General features: G+C 47.1%; 18 protein-coding genes and 1 riboswitch. All 18 genes read right to left on the minus strand.

The annotated features are described in order from the left end of the window. Positions 1 to 20: 20 nt before the first annotated feature. Positions 21 to 1,418 (minus strand): Fe-S cluster assembly protein SufB, encoded by a 1,398-nt coding sequence (gene sufB, locus AC3WTF_RS09630; protein WP_007410090.1) that lies wholly within the window; start codon positions 1,416 to 1,418, stop codon positions 21 to 23. Positions 1,419 to 1,437: 19 nt separating this feature from the next. Then, positions 1,438 to 1,881 (minus strand): Fe-S cluster assembly sulfur transfer protein SufU, encoded by a 444-nt coding sequence (gene sufU, locus AC3WTF_RS09635; protein WP_003151877.1) that lies wholly within the window; start codon positions 1,879 to 1,881, stop codon positions 1,438 to 1,440. Further along, positions 1,871 to 3,091, minus strand: a complete 1,221-nt coding sequence (gene sufS / locus AC3WTF_RS09640; RefSeq protein ID WP_007410089.1) for a cysteine desulfurase SufS — start codon at positions 3,089 to 3,091, stop codon at positions 1,871 to 1,873. The genes sufU and sufS overlap by 11 nt, the downstream gene beginning before the upstream one ends. Further along, entirely contained in the window at positions 3,091 to 4,404 is a 1,314-nt protein-coding gene (sufD, locus tag AC3WTF_RS09645) for a Fe-S cluster assembly protein SufD (protein WP_492314245.1), read from the minus strand. Before sufD ends, sufS begins: the two co-directional genes overlap by 1 nt. 17 nt (positions 4,405 to 4,421) lie before the next feature. After that, positions 4,422 to 5,207 carry a Fe-S cluster assembly ATPase SufC gene (sufC, locus tag AC3WTF_RS09650; RefSeq protein WP_003151872.1) on the minus strand — a complete coding sequence of 262 codons (786 nt, stop codon included), beginning with the start codon at positions 5,205 to 5,207 and terminating at the stop codon, positions 4,422 to 4,424. Positions 5,208 to 5,383: 176 nt separating this feature from the next. After that, the gene (locus AC3WTF_RS09655) at positions 5,384 to 5,536 is read right to left on the minus strand and encodes a YuzK family famiily protein (RefSeq protein WP_003151857.1); all 153 of its coding nucleotides are present in this window, start codon (positions 5,534 to 5,536) and stop codon (positions 5,384 to 5,386) included. A gap of 193 nt (positions 5,537 to 5,729) precedes the next feature. Then, positions 5,730 to 6,107 carry a carboxymuconolactone decarboxylase family protein gene (locus AC3WTF_RS09660; RefSeq protein WP_031306536.1) on the minus strand — a complete coding sequence of 126 codons (378 nt, stop codon included), beginning with the start codon at positions 6,105 to 6,107 and terminating at the stop codon, positions 5,730 to 5,732. A 93-nt stretch (positions 6,108 to 6,200) separates the two neighbouring features. After that, on the minus strand, positions 6,201 to 7,016 hold the full coding sequence (gene metQ, locus AC3WTF_RS09665; protein ID WP_007410087.1) for a methionine ABC transporter substrate-binding lipoprotein MetQ: 816 nt from the start codon (positions 7,014 to 7,016) through the stop codon (positions 6,201 to 6,203). Between the two features lie 13 nt (positions 7,017 to 7,029). After that, positions 7,030 to 7,698 (minus strand): methionine ABC transporter permease, encoded by a 669-nt coding sequence (locus AC3WTF_RS09670; protein ID WP_007410086.1) that lies wholly within the window; start codon positions 7,696 to 7,698, stop codon positions 7,030 to 7,032. Continuing rightward, positions 7,691 to 8,716: a methionine ABC transporter ATP-binding protein MetN gene (metN, locus tag AC3WTF_RS09675; protein ID WP_003151850.1), complete on the minus strand. Its 1,026-nt coding sequence runs from the start codon at positions 8,714 to 8,716 to the stop codon at positions 7,691 to 7,693. The genes AC3WTF_RS09670 and metN overlap by 8 nt, the downstream gene beginning before the upstream one ends. Positions 8,717 to 8,821: 105 nt before the next feature. Continuing rightward, a riboswitch (SAM riboswitch) is annotated at positions 8,822 to 8,928 on the minus strand. Positions 8,929 to 9,036: 108 nt separating this feature from the next. Continuing rightward, positions 9,037 to 9,387 carry an SCP2 sterol-binding domain-containing protein gene (locus AC3WTF_RS09680; protein WP_007410085.1) on the minus strand — a complete coding sequence of 117 codons (351 nt, stop codon included), beginning with the start codon at positions 9,385 to 9,387 and terminating at the stop codon, positions 9,037 to 9,039. A gap of 96 nt (positions 9,388 to 9,483) precedes the next feature. Then, on the minus strand, positions 9,484 to 9,804 hold the full coding sequence (locus tag AC3WTF_RS09685; protein ID WP_003151847.1) for a thioredoxin family protein: 321 nt from the start codon (positions 9,802 to 9,804) through the stop codon (positions 9,484 to 9,486). A 2-nt stretch (positions 9,805 to 9,806) separates the two neighbouring features. Beyond that, the gene (locus AC3WTF_RS09690; RefSeq protein ID WP_032868013.1) at positions 9,807 to 10,172 is read right to left on the minus strand and encodes a toprim domain-containing protein; all 366 of its coding nucleotides are present in this window, start codon (positions 10,170 to 10,172) and stop codon (positions 9,807 to 9,809) included. A 69-nt stretch (positions 10,173 to 10,241) separates the two neighbouring features. Further along, the gene (locus tag AC3WTF_RS09695; protein ID WP_003151845.1) at positions 10,242 to 10,478 is read right to left on the minus strand and encodes a YusG family protein; all 237 of its coding nucleotides are present in this window, start codon (positions 10,476 to 10,478) and stop codon (positions 10,242 to 10,244) included. A 54-nt stretch (positions 10,479 to 10,532) separates the two neighbouring features. After that, on the minus strand, positions 10,533 to 10,916 hold the full coding sequence (gcvH, locus tag AC3WTF_RS09700) for a glycine cleavage system protein GcvH (protein ID WP_003151844.1): 384 nt from the start codon (positions 10,914 to 10,916) through the stop codon (positions 10,533 to 10,535). Positions 10,917 to 10,975: 59 nt separating this feature from the next. Beyond that, a complete protein-coding gene (locus AC3WTF_RS09705; RefSeq protein ID WP_003151843.1) occupies positions 10,976 to 11,332 on the minus strand; it encodes an arsenate reductase family protein in 357 nt (118 codons plus the stop codon). Positions 11,333 to 11,445: 113 nt separating this feature from the next. Further along, the gene (locus tag AC3WTF_RS09710; protein ID WP_020956311.1) at positions 11,446 to 13,230 is read right to left on the minus strand and encodes an acyl-CoA dehydrogenase FadE; all 1,785 of its coding nucleotides are present in this window, start codon (positions 13,228 to 13,230) and stop codon (positions 11,446 to 11,448) included. Positions 13,231 to 13,248: 18 nt separating this feature from the next. Then, positions 13,249 to 14,424 carry an acetyl-CoA C-acetyltransferase gene (locus AC3WTF_RS09715; protein WP_003151841.1) on the minus strand — a complete coding sequence of 392 codons (1,176 nt, stop codon included), beginning with the start codon at positions 14,422 to 14,424 and terminating at the stop codon, positions 13,249 to 13,251. Positions 14,425 to 14,428 lie beyond the last annotated feature (4 nt).

The following is a 14,428-nucleotide window of genomic DNA, read 5'->3' on the forward strand; positions in this document are numbered from 1 at the left end:
CATATGGCGGGGTTTTACTATTAACCGATGGAGCCTTCCATTTCGAACTTAATCAAACGGTTCATTTCAACTGCGTATTCCATCGGAAGTTCTTTTGTGAACGGCTCGATGAAGCCCATAACGATCATTTCTGTTGCTTCTTCTTCAGAAATACCGCGGCTCATCAAGTAGAAAAGCTGTTCTTCAGAAACCTTTGATACTTTCGCTTCGTGCTCCAATGAAATGTTGTCGTTCAGGATTTCATTGTAAGGGATTGTATCAGAAGTTGATTTGTTATCCATAATGAGCGTATCACACTCGATGTTTGAACGGGCGCCGTCCGCTTTTCGTCCGAAGTGGACGATACCGCGGTATGTTACTTTTCCGCCCTGTTTGGAAATCGATTTTGATACGATTGTGGATGACGTATTCGGTGCAAGGTGAATCATTTTCGCGCCTGCGTCCTGATGCTGTCCTTTACCCGCAAGAGCGATAGAAAGCGTCATGCCGCGCGCGCCTTCACCTTTCAGAATGACAGCCGGATATTTCATCGTCAATTTAGAACCGATGTTTCCGTCAACCCATTCCATCGTCGCGTTTTCTTCACAAACCGTACGTTTCGTTACTAGGTTGTAAACGTTGTTCGCCCAGTTTTGAATTGTTGTATAACGGCAGTAGCCGCCTTTTTTGACGATGATTTCAACAACCGCGCTGTGAAGCGAGTTTGTTGTGTACACAGGAGCCGTACAGCCCTCTACGTAATGAACGCTTGCTTCTTCGTCAACGATGATCAGCGTACGTTCGAACTGACCCATGTTTTCAGAGTTGATGCGGAAGTAAGCTTGAAGCGGTGTTTCAACCTTCACGCCTTTAGGCACGTAGATGAAAGATCCGCCGGACCAAACAGCTGAGTTCAGCGCCGCAAACTTGTTATCAGTCGGCGGAATGACTTTCGCCCAGTGCTCGCGGAAAATGTCTTCATTTTCTTTCAGCGCGCTGTCTGTGTCTTTGAAGACGATGCCTTGCTCTTCAAGATCTTCTTTCATATTGTGGTAAACAACTTCGGATTCGTACTGTGCAGAAACACCGGCAAGGTATTTTTGCTCAGCTTCAGGAATACCGAGTTTGTCGAATGTCTGTTTAATTTCCTCAGGCACTTCATCCCAAGAACGCTCTGAACGCTCAGACGGCTTTACGTAATACGTAATTTCGTCAAAGTTTAAAGAGTTTAAATCCCCGCCCCACTGCGGCATCGGCATGTTGTAGAAATGCTCAAGAGATTTCAGGCGGAAATCAAGCATCCATTGAGGCTCTTCTTTCATGCGTGAAATTTCTTCTACGATTTCTTTTGTCAATCCGCGCTCTGAACGGAAAATGGAAACGTCCTTATCGTGAAAACCGTACTTGTATTCACCAATTTCAGGCATTTTTTTAGCCATCCATTTTCACTCCAATCTTTTAATTGCCGCCTTTTTCGCCAGCGACTCCTTTTTCAAGTGCTTTCCATGAAAGGGTGGCACATTTAATCCGGGCCGGGAATTTCGAAACGCCTTGAAGAGCTTCAATATCCCCGAGATCTATCGAGTCGTCATACTCTTTCCCTTGCATCATGTCTGAGAAAATCTTAGACATGGAAAGGGCGGTATCAATATCTTTTCCTTTAATCGCCTGCGTCATCATGGAAGCTGAAGCCATGGAGATAGAACAGCCTTCTCCTTCAAACTTCGCTTCCTGAACGGTATCGCCGTCAAGCTTCATTGTCAGTCTGATCCGGTCGCCGCAAGTCGGGTTGTTCATATCGACGACGATGCTGTCATCCAAAACCCCTTTGTTGCGCGGATTTTTGTAATGATCCATGATCACTTGTCTGTATAATGTATCTAAATTTGCATTAAAAGACATTTGTAAAGTACTCCTTTGTCTTTTGGAGGGCTTCCGCGAGCTTATCGATCTCTTCCTCTGTATTATACAGATAAAAACTCGCTCTCGCAGTAGCAGATACATCCAGCCATTTCATGAGCGGCTGGGCGCAATGATGGCCGGCTCTGACCGCAATGCCCTCAGCATCGAGGACAGTCGCGACATCATGAGGGTGAACCTCATCAAGATTAAATGTCACAAGTCCCGCCCGCTCTTTCGGACCGTATACCGTCACGCCGTCTAGCTGCTCGAAACGGTCAAGCGCATAGGCTGCAAGCTTATGCTCATGCCGGGAAATCTCGTCGAGTCCGATCTCTTCAAGAAAATCAATCGCGGCTCCCAATCCGATCGCGCCTGCGATAATCGGTGTGCCTGCTTCAAATTTCCACGGAAGCTCTTTCCAAGTTGATTCATAAAGCCCTACAAAGTCGATCATTTCGCCGCCAAATTCGGCCGGCTCCATATTCTCAAGCAGTTCTTTCTTGCCGTACAGCACGCCGATTCCCGTCGGGCCGCACATTTTATGGGAAGAAAGCGCGAAGAAGTCGCAATCCAAGTCCTGAACGTCGATTTTCATGTGCGGTGTGCTTTGCGCCCCGTCCACCACGATGACCGCGCCATTGTCATGAGCGATTTTGGCGATCTCTTTAATCGGGTTGATCGTGCCCAGCACGTTTGACACATGAGCGACTGCCACGATCTTCGTATGGCTTGTGACAGTCTGCCGGACGTCATCTAACGAAAGCGTGCCGTCTTCCTGCATCGGGATATACTTTAAAGTCGCGCCGGTTGCTTTTACAGCCTGCTGCCACGGAATGATATTCGCATGATGCTCCATTTGGGTGATGACCACTTCATCACCGGGTTTTAAGCTGGCGCGGGCATAGCTTAGCGCCACCATATTCAGTGAAGTTGTCGTGCCTTTTGTGAAAATGACCTCAGCCATTGATTTCGCATTGATAAACTTACGGACTTTTTCACGCGCACCTTCATAGCCGTCTGTCGCTCTCGTGCCAAGAGTATGAACGCCTCTGTGGACATTGGAATTGTATTTGCTGTAATACTGATCCACTGCTTCAATGACAGCACGCGGCTTCTGGGAAGTCGCCGCGCTGTCAAGGTACACGAGGTCATGTCCGTTCACTTGCTGATGAAGGATCGGGAACTGTTCACGAATATCGGTGATATTCATTATTTTACTTTCCTTTCGATGACGGAGACGAGCTGTTTCTTAACTCCTTCAATCGGAAGCTCTTTTACCACCGGAGCAAGGAATCCGTAAATGACTAAGCGCTCCGCTTCTTCTTTCGGAATTCCGCGGCTCATTAAGTAGTAAAGCTGGATCGGGTCCACACGGCCGACAGATGCCGCATGTCCTGCAGTTACATCGTCTTCATCAATTAAAAGAATCGGGTTTGCATCTCCGCGTGCTTTTTCACTCAGCATCAGAACGCGGGATTCCTGTTCAGCGTTTGCTTTAGACGCGCCGTGCTCGATTTTGCCGATTCCGTTAAAGATGGAAGATGCGGCATCTTTCATGACTCCGTGCTTCAGGATATAGCCTTCAGAAGCCTTACCGAAGTGGATGATCTGCGTCGTAAAGTTTTCCGTCTGTTCTCCTCTTCCGACAACTACGGTTTTCGTATCGCCGTATGTGCCGTCTCCGTAGAGGTTTGTCGTATTTTCAGAAATCGTGTCGCCGTCGTTCATCAGTCCGAGCGCCCACTCGATTCTGCTGTCGCGTCCGCGCGCGGCTCCGCGGCGGTTGACGTATGTTGTGACACCTGCTGACAGGTTGTCAACGGCACCGTACGTCACGCTGGCATTATCACCTGTGACCACTTCACTGATAATGTTGAATACCGCTTCTTTCGGGTTCACCGTGCTGATGTAGTTCTCAACGTAAGTGACGGAGCTGTGGTCTTCAGCGACGATCAGCACGTGGTTGAACAATGCCGTGTCATTGCTTTCATGAACGTAAACGGCCTGAACAGGCGTCTCCACCTGAACGTTTTTAGGAACATAAAGGAATGCCCCGCCGTTCATTAATGCTGCATGAAGCGCAGTCAGTTTATGTTCGTCGACCTTAACGCCGTCTTTCATGAAATACTTCTCAACGAGGTCGCTGTGCTCACGGGCAGCCGTTAAGATGTCCGTAAAGATGACGCCTTTGTCTTTCAGTTCTTTAGAAAGAGAAAGGAAAGCGGGCGTTTGGTCACGCTGCACGTATAACGTTTTGTCTTCGTTTTCGATATCGATCAGCGCTTTTGCTTCATCAGCTAAATCTTCTAAAGAAGCAAGCGGCGCATTTTCTACTGTATGCTTGTTGAACTTTGTAAAGTTCCAATTTGTGATTTTTGTTTTATCAGGCTTAGGCAGCGGCAGATCGTCAGCTTTTTCAAGAGCCTGTAAGCGCAGGTTTTTCAGCCAGGCAGGTTCTTGATGCTTTTCGGAAAAGCCTTTGACATATTCCTGATCTACGGTTAGTTTCGTTTCCAATGTCATGATTATCCCCCTAACGCTTACGCTTCTTGGCCTACAGTTTCGTCTTCAATGCCTAGTTCTTGTTTAATCCAGTCATAACCTTCCGCTTCAAGGCGCTGTGCAAGCTCCGCGCCGCCGGATTTCACTACGCGTCCCTGCATCATAACGTGAACGACATCAGGCGTGATGTAGTTCAGAAGGCGCTGATAGTGAGTGATCATTAAGCAGCCGAAGTTTTCGCTGCGCATTTTGTTGATTCCTTTAGAAACGACTTTAAGCGCATCGATATCAAGACCTGAATCGATCTCGTCAAGAATGGCGATTTTCGGCTCGATCATCATAAGCTGAAGGATTTCGTTGCGTTTTTTCTCACCGCCTGAGAAACCTTCGTTCAGGTAACGCTGCGCCATTTCAGGGTCCATTTCAAGGAACTCCATGTTTTCGTCCATTTTGCGGATGAATTTCATAAGAGAAATTTCATCGCCTTCTTCACGGCGTGCGTTAATCGCAGAGCGAAGGAAATCGGCATTTGTCACACCGCTGATTTCGCTTGGATACTGCATCGCAAGGAAAAGACCCGCCTGAGCGCGCTCGTCCACTTCCATTTCCAGTACATCTTTGCCGTCAAGCGTGATGCTGCCTTTTGTAACTTCGTATTTCGGGTGTCCCATAATCGCTGCTGAGAGCGTGGATTTACCGGTGCCGTTCGGCCCCATGACAGCGTGGAATTCGCCGCCTTTTATTTCAAGGTTTACACCTTTTAAGATCTCTTTTCCTTCGATTTCAACGTGAAGATCCTTGATCGTTAATGTTGAAGCAGCCATATCTATACCTCCAAAATATATAATCATTATTCTCAATTTATTCTCATTCTAATTTTATAACAAATGAAAAGTAAATACAACTTTTTATATTACCCGGAACATTCCTAAAGTTTATCAAAGATCAAGGCGTAATTAAAGCTGTTTGAAACAGAAAAAGGGCGGAAATCCACCCTTTTTTACTGACCGATTTTCTCATTAAGCTGCGCTGCGAGGAACTTGCTTTTTTGATATTCAAGCTCCCTCTGCCGTTCGACTTCCATCCTTTTTGAAAGACGCCGTCCGTATTCCTCGTAGCCGATGCCGTGTGACTTCTGCATCGCTTTTTCCATTTCAGGCGTATAGTCAAGGTCCAGTCTCTCGTGGCTGGTGCAGATAATGAATCAATCCCTTCATAATATTTGTTTCTATTGTAACAATGATCCGCTGCTCCGGCCAAAGAGTGTGTGCCCCTGAATCCTTTCGAATGTGCCGGAAACCGGCGCTCGCTTTATCTGAAAAACGGTATTCACACGATTGCTCATTCTAATGCGTCGTATGTCCGAATTCCTGAATGCACTGCTGCACGAGGGTCACTCCCTGACTGAGAGCCGCGCCGCCCCCGAATGCCGCCGCGACGCTGATGACCTCAAGGATGTTTTCTTCTGTGGCCCCTTGGTCAAGGCAGCCCTTCGTATGATAAATCATGCAAAATTCATCTTGAGCGCTGATGCTGATGCCCAGAGCGATTAATTGTTTCTCTTTTTCAGTTAATGAATCCGCTGAGAAACACTGTTCAGTAAATTCATTAAACTTCCGCCCCATCATCGGCATTTTTTGTTCAAATATGCCTAAACCTTCTTTGTATTGTTTTAACGCGTCATGCACGCTTTTGCCGTTATCCTGGTATTGAGCCACTGCCATTCCCTCCAATAAGTTAACCTTCCCTTTTATTATGGACAGTTCTCCGATTAATACCCGAAAAAAACCCCGGATGACTCATCCGGGGTTTTCGCTTTATTCAGATACGGGAAGCACGGCTCCGTCGTATTTTTTCTCAATGAAGTCTTTGATTTTCTTAGAGTGAAGCACTTCCATAAGCGCTTTGATTTTCTCTGATTTTTCGTCACCTTTGCGTACGGCGATGATGTTTGCGTACGGGTTGTTTTTCGTTGATTCCACTTCAATCGCGTCTTTTAACGGATTCAGTTTGTTTTGAATCGCATAGTTGACGTTAATGAAGACTGCATCGCCTTCTTCTTCATTATATGCTTTCGCCGTTAATTCAGGGGCGATTTTTTTGAATGTCAGGTTTTTCGGGTTTTTCGTAATGTTTTTCGTAGTCGCTTCAATCGTTTTCACCTTCGGATCAAGTGTGATCAGTCCGGCTTTTTCAAGCATCGCCAGCATACGGCCTTGTTCAGCGACATTGTTAGTCATGATGATGGTCGCGCCTTTAGGCAGGTCTTTCAGTGATTTGTATTTTTTCGTGTAAATTCCGAATGGCTCAAGGTGAACGGCTCCGGCATTCACGAGTTTGTAATCTTTATTTTCCTTCATTTCCTGTTCAAGGTAAGGAACGTGCTGGAAGTAGTTCGCATCCACTTCATTATCAGCTAACGCTTTGTTGTACATTTTGTAATCGTTCAGCACTTTTACTTTTAATGTGTAGCCTTTTTCCTTCAAGAGCGGTTCCGCTTCTTTTAAGATTTCAGCATGCGGTGTTTTTGTCGCGGCGACGACGATTTCCTTTTTATTCGAGCCGTTTGATCCGCAGGCGGCCAAAACTCCCGCGAACACAAGCAGCAGCGCACTTAATACAATCTTTTTCAATGTAAATCCTCCCTTATCTTTTGTCTATTATATTTGTAATTACATCACCGATAATCTGAATGATAAAGACGATGATGAGTATAAATACTGTCGCTACAAACGTTACATCCGTATTATTGGACTGGTAGCCTTCTACATATGCAAGGTTTCCGAGTCCGCCTGAACCGATGGCGCCGGCAATGGCGGTAGATCCGATCAGGGCGATGGCCGTAACGGTGATGCCTGAAATTAACGCAGGCATTGATTCAGGAATCAGCACTTTGAAGATAATCGTCGATGTCTTTGCTCCCATTGATCTGGCAGCTTCGATGACTCCTTTATCGACTTCCCGGAGCGCAATTTCCGCAAGACGGGCGTAAAACGGCGCGGAGCCGATAATCAGCGCCGGCAATGCGGCGTTCGGTCCTAAAATCGATCCGACCAAAATCTTAGTAAAGCCGAGAAGCAGAATAATTAAAATAAGAAACGGAATAGACCTGAAAATATTAACGACCGCCGCAATCACGGTGTTAATGATTTTATTTTCCCATAAGCTTCCCTTGCCCGTTAAAAAGAGCAGAAGACCGAGAACCGCTCCGATGATAAATGAAAAAACTAAAGCGATGACCGTCATATAAAGGGTCTCGTATGTGGCCGTCCACAGCTCGGTTATATCAACGTTCGGGAACCATTTTTCAAACATTTGTGATCACCTCTGCTTCTACCTGTTTGTCTTTGATGAACCGGATCACGTTTTCTACTTCTTTTTCCTGACCGTCAATATGAATGAATAAAGAACCGTAGGCTCCGTCCTTCGTCTGTGAAATTTTCCCCTGCAGAATATTGACGTCCACATCAAAGTTTCGGATCATTTCCGTAATGAGGGGCTGCTCGGCTGCCTGCCCGACAAATGAAAGCTGAATCGTTTTTCCTGTCGCTGTTTCCTGCAGAAAATGCTGGATGGTTTCTTTCGTCTCCTCTGGTTCTGTCACCTGCTGAACGAAACGCTTGGTCATCGGTTCGCGCGGGTTTCTGAAAACTTGGAGTACTTCGCCTTCTTCAACGACTTTCCCGTTTTCCATGACTGCGACTCTGTTGCAGATTTTTCGGATGACGTGCATTTCATGGGTAATGAGCACGATCGTCAGGCCGAGTCTGTCATTTATATCGGATAAAAGATCCAAAATTGAATCGGTCGTCTGCGGATCGAGCGCTGATGTCGCTTCATCGCACAGAAGGACTTTCGGATTATTGGCGAGCGCCCGGGCGATGCCGACACGCTGCTTTTGACCGCCGCTCAGCTGCGACGGATAAGATTTTTCTTTCCCCTCTAATCCGACCAGTTTAATCAATTCATCAGCGCGGCGGACCCGTTCGCTTTTTTTCACGCCGGCGATTTCCAGCGGAAACATAATGTTCTCCCGGACGGTGCGCGACCACAGAAGGTTAAAATGCTGGAAGATCATGCTGATTTCCTGGCGCGCTTTTCTCAGCCCGCGGCTGCTTACTTTATTTAATTCCGTCCCCGCGACTTCCACGGTTCCCGACGTCGGCTTTTCAAGGCCGTTCAGGAGACGGATTAAGGAACTTTTACCAGCTCCGCTATATCCTATAATTCCAAATATTTCGCCCTTTTTGATATCAAGAGTGACATCTTGGACAGCATTGACATCCCCATGCTTCGCTTTGTAAATTTTTGAAACATTTTGAAGATGGATCAAAGCAATCACCCGCCTTACACTATTCTAAGAAATCTTCCGGGTTTCTCCGCAAAAGAAAAGCCTTTCTGCAAAAATGAGCAGAAAGGCTTATTGAAAAAGGCCTTTCTCTCATCTTTCAAAGCAGACCGCTTCGAGTGAATTGGCACCATTTCAACATTGTTGATGGTTGCCGGGCTTCATAGGGCACTTCCCTCCACCTCTCTTGATAAGAGAAAACATATCGTATTTTCGTCCGGAAATTCTTACTGTAGAATAGCACGGCGAATGATAAAAAGTCAATAAAATAAATATTGGAAGCTATTGTCACATAGTAGATTGAGTTACGGCCGTTTACTGATCGCCTGAAAAAATCCGTTTGTCAGCCAGAGGATGGCCTCCAGCTTCAGCAGAGCTCTGAATGATCCTTTCACTTTGAGTTTTCCGCTTTGGATAAGCTTTTGCAAAGAGACATCACCATGCAGAAGATGAATGATTTCCGTCTGGTTTCCGTAAAAGGTCAAATTAGATTTTTCCTTTGAAACCGACGTTTTTCTCATTTCTCCCTGTCCGTTAATTGAGACCGTTAAGGCTTCTGTTTCTCCTTGGAATGTAATCAGCAGCGTTGAGGCGTTTAATAGCGGTTTCAAAAACAGATGCTGTCCGTCATTCTCTGAAACTTCTATTTTCTCCACTCGTATAACCTCCCGTTTTAATGGCCATACATACACTTTCTCTTTTTAACGGACAGAACCCTTTATAAACCGCACGACATTTTCCTGTAAATATTGTCACATCGGGAACGTTTGCGATGTTTTTTGTTTAATCAGCTCATATAAATAGGAAACGGAGCGGAAGGCGTATCCTTTCTCAACAAGCTCTCCGCCTTTAAACAGCAAAAAGCACGGAACGCTTTCAATCTGATAGGCTTTGGCGAATGCGGGGGAATAATTCACGTTGTTTTTATAGAAGGCGGCGCCGGGCAGCATTTCTTCGACGACAGTTAGCATTTTGGACGCCAGCTGGCATGTGCCGCAAAACGGGGTGTACAAATACAGGAGATAAACGTCATCCTGAATCGATTCGAGTTCATTTTCTTGGAGTTCTTTCATGTTTACCACCTCAGGTCGTTCTTTTTCAAAAATACAGTGTCAGCATCAAAGCCGGCTCTGATCAGCACAGATGCGAGATGATGGCCCGGGCACGACTCGACTTGCCTGTATGTTCTGTCTATATAAATATGGCGCGCGTCGGGAAGCTCCCGTTTCAGCTGTTTTCTTAATTTTTCTCCGGAGTCATCTGCGTCCGTTAAAATATAGACGTCTCTGTCAAACAGGCGGTCCGCCAAATCTTCCAGTTCGGTTTGGCCGATCGTCCCGTTTGTACAGACGATTTCCGCGGGTTCGATGAGCACTTCCCTGACTTTGATTTTATCAGATTTTCCTTCTACGATAATGACCTTTTCATCTCCGTTGTACATAAGCGCGTCACCTGCCGATTGTTTTAGCGTCAGATTGAAAAAGAAGGCAGTGAAATTCACCGCCAACTGTTAACACCAGCCATTCTCATAATCGCAATCGACATATTTCGGATCGCTGCCGTTTATGACATCGGCTGTTTTATAAAATTTTTGATTTTCAAATGAAAAGCCCTGTTTGAGCTCGTACTGGTCCATGCCTGTCATCTCGCCGATGGCTTCATTTTCATGAAACAAGGAAAACCGGCCGTTTTGAAAGCGGCCCGTAACGTTCTCCGTCACATCGACCTTTTGTTTATCAAAAGCCATTTTAGACACCTCCCGTTACAGATAGAATGTCCAAATGGCCCCTTTGCTATCCGATCAGTCTTCTTGTGTCATTTCGTCATATTGCTCGGAAGTCATGAGGTTTTCGATTTCTTCAGCATCAGCCGGTTCCACGACGATCATCCACGCTTTTTCATACGGAGACTCGTTTACGAATTCAGGACTGTCATCAAGGTCTTCGTTCACTTCCGTCACCGTTCCGTTAATCGGTGCGTACAGTTCGGAAACGGTTTTGACGGATTCCACGCTGCCGAATGGCTCGTCCGCTTTAATTTCGGCGCCGACTTCCGGAAGCTCGACAAAGACGATGTCGCCAAGTTCGGCTTGCGCGAAATGTGTAATCCCGATGCGGGCTTTTCCGTCCTCAACTTTGACCCATTCGTGCTCTTTGGAATAACGCATATCTTTCGGTGTGCTCATCTAAATCCCTCCATTTTTTTCTTATAATAAGAAGATACCATAATTCTTTGAACCTGGCATTACATCCAATATTTTTCGAATTGGTCTTCTTTAAAGCCGACAGTGACTTTTTCGCCGTCTGTCGTAATCGGGCGTTTCAGGAGCATACCGTCTGATGCCAGGAGTTCAAGCTGTTCATCCTCTGACATGTGGTACAGTTTTTCCTTTAAGTTCAGTTCGCGGTATTTCATTCCGCTCGTGTTGAAAAACTTTTTGAGCTCAAGACCGCTCTTTTCATAGAGGTCTTTAATTTCTTCTTTCGACGGAGTTTCCTCCGCGATATGTATTTCGTTTATTTCCTTACCGCGGTCTTCCAGCCATTTTTTCGCATTACGGCACGTTCCGCATTTAGGGTACCAGTAAAAATTTAACGACATCTTCTTCACCCCTTGTAAATGATCGTCGTTATTTTAACACAATCACTTGTAAAAACCTATAACGTTGCTTCATGAAAAAGCGCCCCTGATGAAGGAGCGCTTTCAGCATGTGATCAGACCGTATATTTTTCTTCACGGAAGACGGCGGCTGCCGCTTCACGTTTTTTCTGAATGAGGTTTTTCGGCGTCAGGCGCGTCAGTTTGCGCAGCACGGAAAGCATCATGCGGAGGGAATCTCCTTCCTCCATGGCGATCAGTGATTCTTTGGCGTGCGCTTCAATGTTCTGAAGGGCTTCCTGGGCAAAGATTTCCGTATATAACAGCTTCTGCGCAGCTTTTTCGGCACCGTCCGCTGCAATTGCTTTTTCCGTTCTGAGGACGGCTGATTCCAAAGCGTACAGCGCGCTGACAATATCGGCAATGTTCACCATGATTTCCTGCTCGCCTTCGATCTCTTTGCCGTATTTCTGCGCCGCGAGACCCGCTGTCAAGAGGGCGATCTTTTTCGCCTGTCTGACAATGTATTTTTCCTGTCCAAGAGGCTCCGAGCCCGGCTCTTCAGGCATCAGCATCATGAGTTCTTCTTGGAGCGCTTTTGCTTTTTCAAAGAGCGGCAGCTGACCTTTTACGGCTTTTTTCAGGAACGTGCTCGTTACGATCAGGCGGTTGATTTCATTTGTGCCTTCAAAAATTCTGTTGATTCTTGAGTCGCGATAGGCGCGCTCCACTTCATATTCCTGCATAAATCCGTAACCGCCGTGAATTTGAACGCCTTCGTCGGCAATATAATCAAGCGTTTCAGAACCGCACATTTTGTTGAGCGAGCATTCAATCGCGTACTCGGCGATTGACTTCGCGACTTCGCGTCCGTCTTTTTGCTCCGCTTCCGTCAGTCTGCTCATATTATCTTCGAATAAGCCCACTGTTCTGTATACAGAGCTCTCCATCGCGTAAAGCCGAGCTGACATCGTCGCAAGCTTTTCCTGAGTGAGCGTGAAGCTTGAGATCGGCGTTTTAAATTGCCGGCGCTGGTTTGCATAAGCGGCAGACAGCTCAATCACCCGTTTTGAAGCGCCGATTGTGCCGACGGCAAGCTTGTAGCGCCCGATATTCAGGATATTAAAAGCGATGACATGGCCTTTTCCGATTTCGCCGAGAAGGTTTTCTTTTGGGACTTCCGCCTGATCTAAAATCAGCGTTCTTGTCGATGAACCCTTAATCCCCATTTTTTTCTCTTCCGGTCCCGTTGACACGCCCGGATAGTTCTTTTCTACGATAAATGCAGAAAACTTATCTCCGTCCACTTTAGCGTAGACGACAAAGACATCTGCAAAGGCGGAGTTTGTAATCCATTGCTTTTCTCCGTTAAGAATATAGTGTGTGCCCGCTTCATTCAAAACAGCCGTGGTTTTCGCGCCGAGGGCATCTGAACCTGAACCGGGCTCAGTTAAGGCGTATGCCGCGATTCTTTGTCCTGAAGCCAAGTCCGGCAAATAGGTTTTTTTCTGTTCTTCCGTTCCGAAGAACACGATCGGCAATGAGCCGATCCCGACGTGGGCGCCGTAAGACAGCGAAAAGCTGCCGGCACGTGAAAACTTTTCCGTAATGAAGGCTGAACTGATTTTATCCAGGCCGATTCCGCCGTACTCTTCAGGCACGTCTGCTCCGAGGAGGCCGAGATCTCCGGCTTTTTTCAGCAGTCTGACCGAATGCTCGAACTGATGGTTTTCAATTTCATCGATATAAGGAAGCACATCGTTTACGACATAGTCTTCTGTCGTTTTGCCGATCATTTTGTGTTCGTCTGTAAAGTCCTCCGGAGTGAATATTTGATCATATCCCGTCTCTTCAATCAGAAAGCTGCCGCCTTTTTTGACGTTGACCGTTTCCTGTTTCATGTTCGTTTCCCCCTTTTTTTAAATGAGTTCAAATACGCCGGCAGCTCCCATGCCGCCTCCGATGCACATCGTCACCACGCCGAATTGCTCGTTTCTCCGTTTCATTTCATGAATGAGTGACAGGGTCAGCTTCGTTCCCGTGCATCCGAGCGGATGTCCGAGCGCGATGGCGCCTCCGTTGACGTTCACCTTTTCTTCATCTATCCCAAGCGATCTGATGACTTGAATGGCCTGTGAAGCAAAGGCCTCATTCAATTCAAAAAGCCCGATATCCTGCAATTCGAGTCCGGCAAGCTTGAGCGCCCGCGGGATGGCTTCAATCGGACCGATCCCCATTACCTCAGGCGGAACGCCGCCTACGGCAAAGGAACGGAATTTGACAAGCGGCGCCAATCCGAGCGACGAAGCTTTTTCGCGATCCATCAGCATGACAGCCGCCGCGCCGTCACTTGTTTGTGAAGAGTTCCCGGCCGTCACGGTTCCCGTTTTAGAAAAAGCCGGACGGAGCTTCGCCAAGACGTCAGCCGATGTGCCGGGACGAACGCCTTCATCTTGAGAAAAGGTAAATTGTTTTTTCCGCGGCTTATGGTCATCACCGACTTCTGTCAGCGATACTTCAACCGGCACGATTTCGTCATTGAATTTCCCTTCTTTAAGAGCTTTTGCGGCATTCTGATGGCTGCGGACGGCAAATGCATCCTGGTCTTCTCTGGATACGCCGTACGTTTCGGCTACCTGCTCCGCTGTGTGCCCCATGCTCATGTAATACTCAGGCGCATGCTCCGCCAAAGCGATATTCGGGCGGGTCACATGCCCCATCATCGGAACTTGCGACATGGATTCCGCACCGCCCGCAATGACGGTGTCACCCGCGCCGATCATGATTTTTTCAGCACCGTAAGCGATGGATTGGAGCCCGGAAGAGCAGTAGCGGTTCACCGTAATGGCCGGCACCGTATGAGGAAGCCCCGCCAGCGCACCGATATTCCGCGCCATATTTAATCCTTGTTCGGCTTCAGGTGTTGCACATCCGATAATTAAGTCATCGATATTTCCTTCATATCCGCCTGCCCGTTTCAGCGTTTCTTTTACACAAAGCGCGCCTAAATCATCAGGACGAACGGCTGCAAGCGATCCCTTTTTCGCTTTACCGACCGGGGTTCTCGCACCGGCCACAATGACTGCTTCTCTCATAAAC

The sequence above is a fragment of the Bacillus sp. EB106-06-01-XG163 genome (assembly GCF_058791615.1).

What these genes read in the sequence shown, in the direction of transcription:
- AC3WTF_RS09710 (WP_020956311.1), bottom strand. Translation starts at nt 13,230, where the DNA reads ATGAAACAGGAAACGGTCAACGTCAAAAAAGGCGGCAGCTTTCTGATT.
- AC3WTF_RS09660 (WP_031306536.1), bottom strand. Translation starts at nt 6,107, where the DNA reads ATGGCAGTGGCTCAATACCAGGATAACGGCAAAAGCGTGCATGACGCG.
- sufC (WP_003151872.1), bottom strand. Translation starts at nt 5,207, where the DNA reads ATGGCTGCTTCAACATTAACGATCAAGGATCTTCACGTTGAAATCGAA.
- gcvH (WP_003151844.1), bottom strand. Translation starts at nt 10,916, where the DNA reads ATGAGCACACCGAAAGATATGCGTTATTCCAAAGAGCACGAATGGGTC.
- AC3WTF_RS09655 (WP_003151857.1), bottom strand. Translation starts at nt 5,536, where the DNA reads ATGGAAAAAGCGATGCAGAAGTCACACGGCATCGGCTACGAGGAATAC.
- AC3WTF_RS09715 (WP_003151841.1), bottom strand. Translation starts at nt 14,424, where the DNA reads ATGAGAGAAGCAGTCATTGTGGCCGGTGCGAGAACCCCGGTCGGTAAA.
- AC3WTF_RS09685 (WP_003151847.1), bottom strand. Translation starts at nt 9,804, where the DNA reads ATGAAAGAACTCCAAGAAAATGAACTCGAATCGATTCAGGATGACGTT.
- AC3WTF_RS09705 (WP_003151843.1), bottom strand. Translation starts at nt 11,332, where the DNA reads ATGTCGTTAAATTTTTACTGGTACCCTAAATGCGGAACGTGCCGTAAT.
- AC3WTF_RS09695 (WP_003151845.1), bottom strand. Translation starts at nt 10,478, where the DNA reads ATGGCTTTTGATAAACAAAAGGTCGATGTGACGGAGAACGTTACGGGC.
- AC3WTF_RS09690 (WP_032868013.1), bottom strand. Translation starts at nt 10,172, where the DNA reads ATGTACAACGGAGATGAAAAGGTCATTATCGTAGAAGGAAAATCTGAT.
- sufU (WP_003151877.1), bottom strand. Translation starts at nt 1,881, where the DNA reads ATGTCTTTTAATGCAAATTTAGATACATTATACAGACAAGTGATCATG.
- AC3WTF_RS09670 (WP_007410086.1), bottom strand. Translation starts at nt 7,698, where the DNA reads ATGTTTGAAAAATGGTTCCCGAACGTTGATATAACCGAGCTGTGGACG.
- sufB (WP_007410090.1), bottom strand. Translation starts at nt 1,418, where the DNA reads ATGGCTAAAAAAATGCCTGAAATTGGTGAATACAAGTACGGTTTTCAC.
- sufS (WP_007410089.1), bottom strand. Translation starts at nt 3,091, where the DNA reads ATGAATATCACCGATATTCGTGAACAGTTCCCGATCCTTCATCAGCAA.
- sufD (WP_492314245.1), bottom strand. Translation starts at nt 4,404, where the DNA reads ATGACATTGGAAACGAAACTAACCGTAGATCAGGAATATGTCAAAGGC.